Source organism: Bacteroides sp. PHL 2737 (assembly GCF_004115325.2).
GTDB classification, from domain to species: domain Bacteria; phylum Bacteroidota; class Bacteroidia; order Bacteroidales; family Bacteroidaceae; genus Bacteroides; species Bacteroides hominis.
The window spans coordinates 3100275-3113547 of the sequence record NZ_CP040630.1; the positions used below are offsets into that span (position 1 = coordinate 3100275).

8 protein-coding genes are annotated in these 13273 nt (G+C 43.5%); 4 read left to right on the top strand and 4 right to left on the bottom strand.

Annotated features, from left to right (window positions below):
• Window positions 1-62: 62 nt before the first annotated feature.
• Window positions 63-2834, bottom strand: coding sequence for an outer membrane beta-barrel protein (locus DBK98_RS12555; protein ID WP_032536263.1), 2772 nt, complete (start codon window positions 2832-2834; stop codon window positions 63-65).
• 479 nt (window positions 2835-3313) lie between these two features.
• Between DBK98_RS12555 and DBK98_RS12560 the strand changes: the two genes are divergently transcribed.
• The 4 genes from DBK98_RS12560 to DBK98_RS12575 all read left to right on the top strand — a co-directional run bounded on the left by DBK98_RS12560 (window position 3314) and on the right by DBK98_RS12575 (window position 9016).
• Window positions 3314-3760 carry a hypothetical protein gene (locus DBK98_RS12560; RefSeq protein WP_005776592.1) on the top strand — a complete coding sequence of 149 codons (447 nt, stop codon included), beginning with the start codon at window positions 3314-3316 and terminating at the stop codon, window positions 3758-3760.
• Between the two features lie 112 nt (window positions 3761-3872).
• A complete protein-coding gene (locus DBK98_RS12565; RefSeq protein ID WP_032536262.1) occupies window positions 3873-5225 on the top strand; it encodes an MATE family efflux transporter in 1353 nt (450 codons plus the stop codon).
• Between the two features lie 85 nt (window positions 5226-5310).
• Window positions 5311-6972 (top strand): putative transporter, encoded by a 1662-nt coding sequence (locus tag DBK98_RS12570; RefSeq protein WP_005776594.1) that lies wholly within the window; start codon window positions 5311-5313, stop codon window positions 6970-6972.
• 49 nt (window positions 6973-7021) lie between these two features.
• Window positions 7022-9016, top strand: coding sequence for a fructose-bisphosphatase class III (locus tag DBK98_RS12575; protein WP_005776595.1), 1995 nt, complete (start codon window positions 7022-7024; stop codon window positions 9014-9016).
• A 71-nt stretch (window positions 9017-9087) separates the two neighbouring features.
• On the opposite strand, the gene DBK98_RS12580 is transcribed toward DBK98_RS12575, so the two are convergent.
• The 3 genes from DBK98_RS12580 to DBK98_RS12590 form a co-directional block, all read right to left on the bottom strand.
• Window positions 9088-10245: an LA_2272 family surface repeat-containing protein gene (locus DBK98_RS12580; protein ID WP_005776596.1), complete on the bottom strand. Its 1158-nt coding sequence runs from the start codon at window positions 10243-10245 to the stop codon at window positions 9088-9090.
• Between the two features lie 108 nt (window positions 10246-10353).
• The gene (locus tag DBK98_RS12585) at window positions 10354-12012 is read right to left on the bottom strand and encodes an AMP-binding protein (RefSeq protein ID WP_032530426.1); all 1659 of its coding nucleotides are present in this window, start codon (window positions 12010-12012) and stop codon (window positions 10354-10356) included.
• A 190-nt stretch (window positions 12013-12202) separates the two neighbouring features.
• Window positions 12203-13273, bottom strand: a complete 1071-nt coding sequence (locus tag DBK98_RS12590; RefSeq protein WP_032536347.1) for a GDP-L-fucose synthase — start codon at window positions 13271-13273, stop codon at window positions 12203-12205.

The window sequence follows — 13273 nt, forward strand, 5'->3', positions numbered from 1 at the left end:
TAGTTTGTATTTTATGAGATGACTTTTTATGGAAGATATTTATGTTAAAAAGAATTGTGCTATTACTGCTTGTGTAGAGGACGGTTAAAGCGGTATTTCATCGAGATTATAAAATAACTTCCTATTTGTTGGGTGTGGTGTTCGGAAAAACCACTCGATGTTGTATTTCGGCTGTAGTTTTTCTTTTGATTCAGCATGTCTGCCCAATAGACTGATAATTCGGCCTGCTTTTTTTTCAGGAAGCGCCAGGTGATACCTGTATTCCATACTATCTGGTCGTCTTCTCCCTTCCGGATATTTGTACCATTACGAAAAGTATAGGTCGCGTCGGTTTTTAATTGTATGTTGCCGGGTAAATCGGCATAGGCATTGAATCCCAGAGAATAGTTACGGGTGTACGTATCTGTCTGCCGCAATGAATTGGAAGAGTGTTGAAAGCGCCAGTTCCCATTCAGGTCGATACTTCCCCATTTAGGGAAGTATCCCAGTCGTAAATTTGCGTTCAGTCCGGTGTTATGGGTAGTACTGTGGTCCGGTTGTTCACTTTCCCCTTCATTGATGAGACCGACATTTTGGATAAAAGATCCTCCTCCGACGGCCGAAATATTAAAACTACGGATGCGTTTCTGGTAACGTAGTGTTCCATGGATGTTCCAGTTACCATTTATGTTTACCGGATAACTCTCTCGCCCTCCCGTTTGCCGGTTATAAGTAATGGTACGGGTCTGGCTGTTTACCTCGTTTTGCCAGTTCAATGTAGCGAATATACCTTTTCGGATGTTTTGTGCTTCCAAACGGACAGATTGGTTATATGAGGGCTTCAGGTCAGGATTGCCGCGTGTGATATTTAGCGGGTCGCTATTGTCGGTCAGTGAAAGCAAGTCGGTTAGGGAAGGTTGTCGGGTATCTCCCCGATAGTTCAAGCGTATCAGACTTTTCCCTTTTTTCCACAGAATGGTGAATGTCGGTCGGAATCCGACTGAATACATGGTAGTATCAGCTTGTCTCAGCCCTGTCTTCTGATCCAGACTGCGTTGCTCAGGCTGAATCGATAGTCCGGTAACAATGTTCCATACCCGGGTGGAGTAGTTTATATGGAAAGAGACTTCGTGTCCGAGTGTGTGACTGTGGCTTCGGTTACTAAGGCTGTCGGTATATCCGGTTTCATACTGCGGAGGCAGATAGCCGGGAGGATCTGTTGTTTCATCCGTCAGACCGGATAGGTTATAAGTGTTACGGTCGCTCTGCTGTTTGCTATAGTTCAAATTGTAAGAGAGCTGCATTTGAACTTTTTTTGTAAAAGGGTGAGTGAATATCAGTCCGATATTCTGATTCCGGTTTCCGTTAGGGCTTCGCTGATATTGATTCCGATAGAGAACCGAGTCATTCCCTAAGCTATTTTCCAATCGGTAATAGGTGGTTGACGAAATAGTGAAACTTTCATTTTTACCTTTGCTGTCACTATATTGTGCCATCAGGCTGAGACTGCTTCCTTTTCGGTTTATTTGGCGCGTGATGTTGGCATTGAAAGTATATTGGAGGCGCTTGTCTGTAGATAATGAATTCATTGTTATATCGTTGAGCCGCATATCATCGGGGATATTACCGATATTGCCGAAAGGGTCTGATGTTTCGAGATTGGGATTCTCGTCGAATGCGGCTTGCCGGTTGTTATTGGTGTTGTTCCCTCTGCCTGAGTTCAGATTGCCGGAGAAGCTCACAAAGGTCTTTTCGTTTATTTGCCAACGCAGGGCAAGCATAGAGTTTATGGTATGGTTTCGGTTTGTACTTTCACCGGCAGAATATTGGTATTTATTTCCCGTACTCAGGTATTGTTCATAGTATCCGGCCGATTTATTACCGTTATTGTTATGATTATAAGTCGTATTACCATTAATGGTCAAATTTCTGCCGAATCTTTTCACAAAGTTAAGTGCTATGTTATCCTGTATATTGTCCTTGTAACTGGTTGTCATGTTACGGTTACCCGAACGGACGATCAGTGAAAGGTTCTCACCGCCTTTTTTAAAGTAGTTACCTAATAATTCGAGGTCCTTCTTATTATAGTTGCCCAGTCCGGCTTTACCCGATGCCAGCAAAGTGCTGTTGAATTCTTTTTTGGTTTGCAGGTCTAAGACATAATTTTCTTTTCCGCTACTGACTCCTGTCATTTTTTCCAGATCACTTTTTTTATCGTATACCTTTATTTTATTGATCAGTTCTACCGGTAAATTTTCCAATGCCAGACTGTTATTTCCGGAAAAAAAGGCTTCACCGTTAACGTTGATTTCAGTAATGGGCAGACCATTATAGACCAGAGTTTTATCTTTGCTGTTGTATTCCAACCCGGGAATACGTTTTACGAGATCTTCCAGATAACTACCTTCCGGTGTTTTATAAGCAGACGCATTGATTATGGTAGTATCGCCTATCTGCTCTATTTCACGTACTTGTGCGGTAACTGTTACTTCATCCAGTTCGATACCCTCTTTCAGTACAATGTTTTCCAGATGAATGTCAGGAACATTTTCTGTTAACTTATGGAATACTGGTTGCATTCCTGTATAAGAAACTTTCAATAAATAGCGTTTATCTTTGTACGCAGGATACCGGAGGCTAAACTTCCCATTTGCGTTGCTTGTCGTGCCTTTAACAAGCGTAGAATCTTTTTCGTTGATGACGAGAACGCTGGCGTAAGGTAAGGACTCTTTTTCTTTTGCGTCTGCTGCCATGCTCCATATTTGTCCGCTGACTCTTTGGGACTGTTGGGCATATAGCTCAATAGCCATTCCGGAAATTAAAAGCAATAAGATACAGGTTTTACGCACGTCCATTTCGTATGTTTAGTATGAATGGTTGCAAAATTAGCGAGTTTCAGGTTTGCGTTCAATACCTTTTATTAGGTATAATAATCAGATTTATGAGTCATAGTTCTCAATGCATGTAACCGGAATTATATATAAAGGGTGGGAGTGCAGATTATCGGATATAAAAAAAGGCTACTCTCACGAGCAACCAATCTTTGTTAACCTTAAATCTAATACTATGAAAAACACATTGCAAATGTACGGATTTGGATTATATCTGCAAATTATTCGGATATAAATCTCCATTTTGTAACGTTATTTAGCGAATTGTCGTTTTCTGTTAACGTTTGATATGTCCTTTTTAGAGCTTTCGGTCTTCTTACTCCTGTTTCCCTCTTTTAATTAGGCGATTCCCTCCGAAGATGTAGGTTTTTTCTTTTTCCTGAGATCATTTGTTTCCCTACTTTTGTTCACATCAAACTGATATAACTAAAAAACTATACGATATGAAAACTTTAGCTTTCAAATATTTAAAATTGTTTCTGCTGGCAGTGGCAATGGTAAATCTTACTTCATGTGAGATAGAGATAGATGACTTTTATGACGATGATAACATTGGCGGTTCCTATTATAACAAGTCCCTCGATCTTTGCAGTCGTACCTGGGCAGATACGTTTTATGATGCTGACGGAAACTATTGTTATCAGGAGTTGAATTTTTATCTGGACCGTCATGGTGAAGATTATATTCGTGTGGAATATCCCAATGGACGTTATTCCGAATCGGTGTACTCTTTTACCTGGAATTGGGAAGACCGTTCTCAATATTCTCTCCGGATGGTCTATGGTCCCGGTGATGTTTCCTATCTGGATGATGTCTGGATCAGGGGGAATGTACTGAGCGGATACTTGGACGGACATGATAATTATGTTGACTTTACAGGAGTGAGATAACCCGAACCTTTATTGAAATAATTGTAGGCGGATTGATATATTCTTGATATATGTCAATCCGCTTTTTCAGTGTTTTTAAATACCTTTGCAGCCCGAAAAGGATTAAGGTAAAATGACACACAGAATTCAACAGGAGAGCATAAAGAGGCGCTTGGCAAAACTGGCCGTTCCGATTTTTATTGAAACATTACTGATAATGATGCTGGGAGCGGTCGACACCATTATGCTGAGCCGCCATTCTGATAACAGTGTAGCTGCGGTCGGAGTTGTCAATCAGATTATCATGCTGACTTTTCTGGTGTTTGAAGTGATCAATTTGGGTACGTCCGTACTCTGTTCGCAGTATCTTGGTGCGAGGCTCGAAAAGAAAGTGGTACAGGTGGTAGGTGTGTCGTTACTTGTTAATTTATTGGTTGGAGGGATTATCAGTGTGCTTCTGTTTACGATGGCCCGCACCATTCTGCAATGGATGGGGTTGGGACCCGAACTGATGGCTGACGGTATGGATTATATGCGTATCGTGGGTGCTTTCGCCTTTTTTCAGGCCATTTCTCTTACACTTTCAGCTTCTTTACGCAGTGCCAATAAGGCTATATATCCGATGTTGGTAACAGTGGTAATCAATATTCTTAATATCATCGGTAACTATTCGCTGATTTTTGGTAAGTTCGGTTTTCCCGAACTCGGGGTAGAAGGGGCTGCAATCTCTACTGCTTTCAGCAGGGGAGTGTCTATGGTTATTCTGTTTATTATTCTGTTCCGCAAACATATCCATCGTTTCCCTTTGGCTTATTTCCGGCCTTTCCCTTTTGTAGAGCTGAAAAATTTGATGCGGGTTGGTCTGCCCTCTGCAGGTGAGCAACTTTCATACAGTTCATCGCAGGTAGTCATTACTTTTTTCATTAACATGCTTGGAGTTGAAGCGTTGGCTACCCGCACCTATTGTGTCAATATCATTATGTTTGTCTATTTATTCAGTATATCCATGGCACAGGGAGGTGCTATCTGTATCGGACATCTGATAGGGGAGAAGAAACCCCATGCAGCATTTCTGCTTGGGAAATATGTGATGAAGAAGTCGGTAATGATTACTTTGATTCTTTCATGTATTATTGCGGCTTCAGGCCACACTCTATTGAGTTGGCTGACTTCCAATCCCGAAATTATCCGTATGGGAGTGATTGTATTGCTGATTGATGTGGTACTTGAAATAGGCCGTCCCATTAATATTTTTGCGACGAATGCCCTGCGTGCAGCGGGTGATGTGAATTATCCTTTTTATGTCGGGTTGATTGTGATGTGGAGTGTTGCTGTCGGTGTCGGTTATTTATTTGGAATTTACTGGGCCTGGGGCATTTGCGGTATGTGGGTTGCTTTTGCTCTCGACGAGAACATTCGAGGAATTATTTTTGTCCGTCGCTGGTATGGGATGAAGTGGGTTAATAAAAGCTTTGTGAGGTCGTAAATAGTTGCTATCTTTGCGGACGCTAATGTATCCTTATGCGTTTCACGGATACATTGGCTTATGGATACATTGGTAAATTATTCACATGGAGTGGTTATATAGTCTCTTTATCGAACATTCTGCTTTGCAGGCAGTTGTCGTTCTTTCCCTGATTTCCGCCATTGGGCTTGGATTGGGCAAAATTCATGTTTGTGGCATTTCACTTGGCGTTACTTTTGTCTTTTTTGCCGGCATTCTGGCCGGACATTTCGGATTGTCCATAGATCCGCAGATGCTGAACTACGCCGAGAGTTTCGGACTTATTATTTTTGTATATGCCTTGGGGTTACAGGTTGGTCCAGGATTCTTTAGTTCATTCCGTAAGGGAGGAGTTACCCTCAATATGCTTGCTATTGCCGTGGTGATTCTGGGCACTCTTCTTACGGTTGTTTGCAGTTATACCACAGAAGTTTCATTGCCCAATATGGTTGGTATCCTGTGCGGTGCCACGACCAATACCCCGGCTTTGGGTGCAGCCCAGCAGACACTGAAACAGATGGGGCTTGAAAGCAGTACACCTGCTCTGGGATGTGCAGTGGCCTATCCTCTTGGAGTGATCGGAGTCATTCTGGCTGTTCTGTTGATCCGTAAACTGTTAGTGCGTCGTGAAGACCTTGAAGTGAAGGAGAAAGATGATGCCAACAAAACCTATATTGCCGCTTTCCAGGTACACAACCCCGCTATTTTTGATAAAAGCATTAAAGATATCGCTCACATGAGCTATCCCAAATTTGTTATCTCCCGCTTGTGGAGAGACGGCAATGTCAGTATTCCCACATCCGAAAAGATCATAAAAGAGGGTGACCGCCTGTTGGTTGTTACTTCCGAAAAAGATGCGTTAGCGCTTACCGTGTTGTTTGGCGAGCAAGAGAATACGGATTGGAATAAAGAAGATATCGACTGGAATGCCATCGACAGCCAGTTGATTTCACAACGCATTGTCGTTACCCGTCCAGAATTGAACGGGAAGAAGTTGGGAGCTCTTCGTCTTCGTAATCATTACGGAATCAATATCAGCCGTGTATACCGTTCGGGTGTGCAGTTGTTGGCTACTCCCGAACTGACATTGCAGTTGGGTGACCGCCTGACAGTAGTCGGTGAAGCAGCTGCTATTCAGAATGTGGAAAAGGTACTTGGAAATGCTGTTAAAAGCTTGAAAGAACCCAATCTTGTGGCTGTGTTTGTAGGTATTATCCTGGGATTGGCTCTGGGTGCCGTGCCGTTTTCAATTCCCGGTATCAGTACACCTATTCGCCTCGGATTGGCGGGCGGACCTATCATTGTGGGTATCCTGATCGGAACTTTCGGTCCCCGTTTGCATATGATTACTTATACCACCCGTAGTGCCAATCTGATGCTGCGTGCTTTGGGATTGTCACTTTACCTTGCCTGCCTGGGATTGGATGCAGGTGCCCATTTTTTCGATACGGTTTTTCGTCCCGAAGGTCTTTTGTGGATCGGCCTTGGCTTCGGTCTGACCGTTGTGCCTACTGTGCTTGTGGGTTTCTTTGCTTTTAAGATTATGAAGATCGACTTTGGTAGCGTTTCCGGCATGTTATGTGGCAGTATGGCCAATCCGATGGCGCTGAACTATGCCAATGATACCATTCCCGGGGATAATCCGTCGGTAGCTTATGCTACGGTTTATCCGTTGAGTATGTTCCTCCGCGTCATTATAGCCCAGGTGTTGCTCATGTTTCTTCTGTAATCATTTTAGGGTGAATTTTAAAATTGTAAATCGTTAAATCGTAAATCATATGACTGCTCAAAGTAATATAACCCCCGAAAGTATCGTTGCCGATCTGCGTTATCTGCAACTGCTTTCACGCAGCTTCCCGACCATTGCCGCCGCCAGTACCGAAATTATCAATCTTGAAGCTATTTTGAATCTCCCTAAAGGAACCGAACACTTTCTGACTGATATACATGGCGAATATGAAGCTTTCCAGCATGTGCTGAAGAACGCTTCGGGAGCCGTAAAGCGGAAAGTAAACGAGATCTTCGGCCACACTCTCCGTGAAATTGAGAAGAAAGAGCTTTGTACCCTTATTTATTATCCGGAAGAGAAACTGCAGTTGATAAAAGCTACCGAAACAGATATTGACGATTGGTATCTGATCACGCTCAATCAGCTGGTGAAGGTGTGCCAGAATGTATCTTCCAAATATACCCGTTCGAAGGTTCGCAAATCATTGCCGGCCGAGTTCTCCTATATCATCCAGGAGTTACTTCACGAATCGACTATCGAGCCCAATAAGCATGCTTATATCAATGTGATTATCAGTACTATCATTTCAACCCGTCGTGCCGACGATTTTATCATAGCCATGTGCAATCTGATACAGCGTCTTACGATCGATTCACTCCATATCGTTGGCGATATCTACGACCGTGGTCCGGGTGCCCATATCATTATGGATACTTTGTGCGATTATCACAATTTCGATATCCAATGGGGGAATCACGATATTCTCTGGATGGGAGCGGCATCGGGAAATGAAGCGTGCATGGCCAATGTCATTCGCCTTTCCATGCGATATGGTAATCTCGGGACATTGGAAGACGGTTATGGCATTAATCTTTTGCCGCTTGCTACTTTTGCGATGGATACTTACGCAGATGATCCCTGCACTATTTTTGCGCCTAAGACCAATTTTGCCGATTCTACTTATAATGAAAAGACTCTGAGGTTGATTACCCAGATGCATAAAGCCATCACTATCATTCAGTTTAAGCTGGAGGCAGGCATCATCAATCGTCGTCCGGAATTTGGTATGGAAGGCCGCAAACTACTTGAGAAAATCGATTTTGAACGGGGGGTATTTGTTTATGAGGGCAAAGAATATTCGTTGCGTGACACAAACTTCCCCACGGTCGATCCGGCAGACCCTTATCGCCTGAGTGATGAAGAACAGGAGTTGATCGAAAAGATACACTATTCGTTTATGAATAGTGAGAAGTTGAAGAAGCATATGCGTTGTCTCTTTACCTATGGAGGTATGTATCTGGTGTGCAATTCCAATCTGCTTTATCATGCCTCTGTGCCTCTCAACGAAGATGGAAGTTTCAAACATGTGAATATCTGCGGAAAAGAATATTGGGGAAAGAATTTGCTGGATAAGATCGATCAGCTAATCCGTACGGCTTATTTTGATGAAGATGACGAAGAGGAGAAACGCTTTGCGATGGATTATATCTGGTATCTGTGGTGTGGTCCGGATGCTCCCTCGTTCGATAAAGATAAGATGGCTACTTTTGAACGTTATTTCATTGCGGACAAAAGTTTGCATAAAGAGACGAAAGGATATTATTATGCGTTGCGTAATAAAGAAGAAATCTGTGACCGTATTCTTGAAGAATTCGGAGTGACGGGACAGCATACTCATATTATCAACGGGCATGTGCCGGTAAAAACCATAAAAGGGGAACAACCCATGAAAGCAGGTGGAAAATTATTGGTGATCGATGGCGGTTTTTCAAAAGCCTATCAACCGGAGACCGGTATTGCCGGATATACGCTGGTATATCATTCGCATGGGCTGCAGTTGGTCCAGCATGAACCTTTCCAGTCTACTCAGAAGGCAATAGAGGAGGGGCAGGACATTAAGTCGACTACTTTTGTTATTGAATTCAATTCACAGCGGATGATGGTGAAAGATACCGATAAGGGGAAAGAGCTGGTAACGCAAATTCAGGATTTAAAGAAGTTATTGGTAGCTTATCGGATCGGGTTGATCAAGGAGAAGGTCTGATCAGGTTCACCACAGAGTCCCACAGAGTTTATATTTAAATTATTCCTCTGTGGGACTCTGTGGTAAATCAATTAGAACAGAACCACTCCCGCTTCAGCGATCAGTCCCTTGTCATAAGTCTTGGCTTTATTATAGTAACGGCTGCCACCATAACCGCCGGTTACGAATAAACCGAATTTATCCGTAAACCGATATTCCAGATTGAGGCGTGCCTGTAAGGCATAGAGACGCGCCGGAATACCTTCTACTTTTTTATTCCGGAAAGTTTCGATGTGCTGAAAGCCTAAATCGCCACTTACAAACAGATTTTTGTAGAGAGGAAGTTCGAGACCTGCCCGGTAGAATAAAGCTGCAGAAAATTTGTCATTGAAATCGAGATAATGTGTACCTCCACCGAGTATAGTGTAGAAGAGTTTGTTCTTAAAGCGGGCACCTACATTGATTTTGGTTCTGTTGCCTCCAAATACCATTAATTGTACTTTGGTTTGCGGATTTGCATTGACCAGTCCCAATTGGAGCCCTTTCATGTCATCTTTATAATAATTGAAAAGTCCGATTTGCAATCCTTTCGCTTTCGACGCAAAATTGAACAACCCCAATTGTGCTCCGTTCATTTGGCCGCCGGTCACGTTGGCGAGTGCGGAGAGCTGCAACCCATTCATTTTTTCTCCCACTACATTCAGCAGTCCCGACATCATAAGTCCGTCATATTCCTCACCGGTTACGTTGGCAAGACCTGCCAGTTGTACACCTGCGGCTTTATCACCTGTGATGTTCATGATACCACTGATCATTAATCCGCGTGTATTGTCTCCGGCGATATTGCTTAAGCCGGTAATCAATACGCCTTTCGCTTTATTTCCCGTAATATTTACGAGTCCCGAGACGGACAATCCTGCCAGGTCGTTACCATTTACGTTACTGATACCTCCAATTTGTACGCCACGCATACTTCCTCCGGCAAGATTGGCGAGCCCGGAGATTTGAACACCGTTCATATCGTTTTGCACCATACTGCCGAAAGCATTGATACCTACACCATGTAACTTATGCATAGCCGAGAAAAGTCCCAGGTTGACATAAGTAGTCTGTGTACTGTCAAGTGGTTGCGTACATGCTTTTTTCCATAAAGAAAGATTAATTCCACCACTTTTATTTCCGCCTTTATTCTGTGCAGGCAGACAGACTGCAGCCGAAAGAAGAGCTGCAACAAGAATGATTTTCTTCATAAGCTAAGTTTTTAAAACGCAAATTACGCAGATTTGCACGGATTATCCTATTAAAATCTATGCAAATCTGCGTAATCGATGTCTTTTTAATGAAAATAGAAATTATTTTTAACCTTTGGCTTCCTGATACAAGAAGCGTTTGATACTCTTTTTCGGAGTCTTTTCAAACTCTTCCGGATAGATTTTCATTTTCGAAATCTGGCTATAAGCCGGGAGCATTTCATTCAGGGTAATCCGGTTTTCCTCCATTACCCGTTCCATATCTTCATTCTTCAAGCCATGCGCGAAGGCTTCGTCAAAATCCGGATAAACCAATCCTACCAATTTGTCGTTTTGTTGTACGATAATACTTTCGGCCACGTATGGCAGGTTGTTCAGTTTATCTTCTATTTCCTCCGGATAGATATTTTGTCCGCTGGCACTGAGCAACATGTTTTTGCTACGTCCCTTGATTGTGATGTTTCCTTCGGCATCTTCCAAAGCGAGGTCACCGGTATGCAGCCAGCCGTCTTTGTCGATTACCTGGGCGGTAGCCTCTTCATTTTTGTAGTAACCCAACATTACGTTCGGGCCTTTGCAAACAATTTCGCCTACCACATTCTCCGGGTCGGGCGAAAGGACTTTCACTTCCATGTTGAGTGCAGCTTTTCCACATGAACCCGGTTTGAAGCGTTTCCAGTCTTCGTAACAAATAATAGGACCACACTCGGTCATACCATAGCCCACTGTATAAGGGAAGTCGATCATTCTCAGGAATTGTTCCACCTCCTGGTTGAAGGCGGCTCCACCTACAATGACAGCTTCAAAGTTGCCGCCAAAGCCTTTTATCATCTCTTCGCGTACCGTTGCTTTAATCTTATCGTTGATAATCGGCACTTTAAGCAGCAGCTTCATGGTAGGAGTCTCCAACTTCGGAAGTACGCTCTTCTTGATGATTTTTTCGATAATCAGCGGAACAGCCACAATCAGGTTGGGTTTTACCTCGGCAAACGCCTGGAAGATAATCTTTGGGCTTGGCATACGGGTGAGGAAGTAGATCTGACACCCTACCGCAAATTCATACAGGAACTCAAAGGCCAGTCCGTACATGTGTGCCATCGGCAGCATGGATACGATCTTATCACCTGCTTTCAGTGGAAGTACCTCGAAAGCGAAAGTCGTATTCGACCATAAGCTGCGATAGGGGAGCATTACACCTTTTGAATAGCTGGTGGTTCCCGAGGTATAGTTGATAACAGCCAGTTCTTCAGGCTGATCCTTATGATATTCGATATGTTCCTTACGGAAATTTTTTGGGAATTTCTTCCCGAACATTTCGTTGAGGTGTTCACGTGCGTGAGTCAGTCGTTCGCTACGTGATACCAGTAACGTAAAATCGTTCATCATCAGGATACCTTCGAGCAACGGCATGGCAGACTCATTGAGGTTTTCCCAGACCACGTCTCCTACAAACAGGAGTTTGGCTTCCGAGTGATTGACGATATTGTGTACGTTATCTGCTTTGAATTCATGTAAGATGGGGACGATAACCGCTCCATAAGTGAGAGTCGCGAGGAAAGTAACTCCCCAATGGGAACTATTTCTTCCGCAAACGGCTATTTTGTCTCCTTTACGGATTCCGCTTTCTTCAAAGATGATGTGGAGCTTTTCTATTTTGCGGGCTACGTCTTTATACTGTAGGGTGGCACCCTTATAATCTGTCAGGGCATCCAGATCCCAATTGTTTTTGATACTGTTTTCAATGTAAGCTATAAAACTTTGTTCCATTGTTTTTTGCACATTTGATGATAAATTGTGCAAATATAGCCATTTAATTGAGATTTGAAAACTTAGAAGCTATTTAAATTTTTCTTTTGCAGCTTTCATTGTATTCATCACGGGATAACACGAAGGACATAGAGTTTTATTTTTTTCTATTTTAAAACTCTGTGTCCTCTGTGCCCTCTGTGGTGAATAATTATCCCAGATACCACTCGTACATTCTTTGTACCCCCTCTTCAATATCGATCTTATGATGCCATCCGAGGTTGTGCAATTTCGACGGGTCGGTAAGTTTTCGCATGGTTCCGTCCGGCTTACTGCTGTCGAAAGTCAGCTTTCCCTGATAGCCGACTGTGCTTACAATCAGTTCTGCCAGTTCGCGGATCGTTATTTCTTTGCCGGTGCCTATATTGATGTGGCAGTTGCGGATGTCTTTTGCACCGGCTTTGTAGGTATCCTTGAAGTCCACATGTTCCATTACGAAGACACTGGCATCTGCCATTTCTTCACTCCAAAGAAATTCCCTTAGAGGCGTTCCTGTTCCCCAAAGTGTCACCTCCGTTTCAGTAATGCCGTATTTCCGGAGAATCCTGAGGATCTCTTCGTTGGAGTTGGCACCACTGATGCCTTCCACCGGACGCAGGTTCATGTCTTTACGCACAGCTTCCCAATCTCCTTTTTTCAGGCAGTGTGCCAAGTGAATTTTACGGATCATGGCAGGCAGCACATGACTGCGTTCCAAGTCAAAGTTATCGTTCGGCCCATACAGGTTGGTCGGCATCACGGCGATGTAATTCGTTCCATATTGCAGGTTGAAGCTTTCGCACATTTTCAGTCCGGCTATTTTGGCTATGGCATAAGGTTCGTTGGTATATTCCAGCGGAGAAGTGAGCAAGACGTCCTCTTTCATCGGCTGTTCGGCATCTCGTGGATAGATGCAGGTACTTCCCAGAAAAAGCAGCTTTTTCACTTGATGGCGGAAACTTTCTCCGATCACGTTCTGCTGTATCTGTAAGTTCTTGTAGATAAAGTCCGCACGGTAGATACTATTGGCCATGATCCCTCCTACAAAGGCGGCAGCCAGAAATACGTACTCCGGCATTTCCTCATCAAAAAACTGCTTTACGGCCGCACCGTCCAATAAGTCCAGTTCCTTATGTGTGCGTCCCACCAGATTCGTATATCCCTTTTCCTGCAGGTTTTTCCATATAGCCGAACCCACCAGTCCGTGGTGTCCGGCTACATAAATTTTTGCGTTTTTATCCAT

Bases quoted from the DNA above. Each gene is read 5' to 3' on its own strand.
- DBK98_RS12555 (WP_032536263.1), bottom strand. From the start codon at position 2,834: ATGGACGTGCGTAAAACCTGTATCTTATTGCTTTTAATTTCCGGAATG.
- DBK98_RS12560 (WP_005776592.1), top strand. From the start codon at position 3,314: ATGAAAACTTTAGCTTTCAAATATTTAAAATTGTTTCTGCTGGCAGTG.
- DBK98_RS12565 (WP_032536262.1), top strand. From the start codon at position 3,873: ATGACACACAGAATTCAACAGGAGAGCATAAAGAGGCGCTTGGCAAAA.
- DBK98_RS12570 (WP_005776594.1), top strand. From the start codon at position 5,311: ATGGAGTGGTTATATAGTCTCTTTATCGAACATTCTGCTTTGCAGGCA.
- DBK98_RS12575 (WP_005776595.1), top strand. From the start codon at position 7,022: ATGACTGCTCAAAGTAATATAACCCCCGAAAGTATCGTTGCCGATCTG.
- DBK98_RS12580 (WP_005776596.1), bottom strand. From the start codon at position 10,245: ATGAAGAAAATCATTCTTGTTGCAGCTCTTCTTTCGGCTGCAGTCTGT.
- DBK98_RS12585 (WP_032530426.1), bottom strand. From the start codon at position 12,012: ATGGAACAAAGTTTTATAGCTTACATTGAAAACAGTATCAAAAACAAT.
- DBK98_RS12590 (WP_032536347.1), bottom strand. From the start codon at position 13,273: ATGGATAAAAACGCAAAAATTTATGTAGCCGGACACCACGGACTGGTG.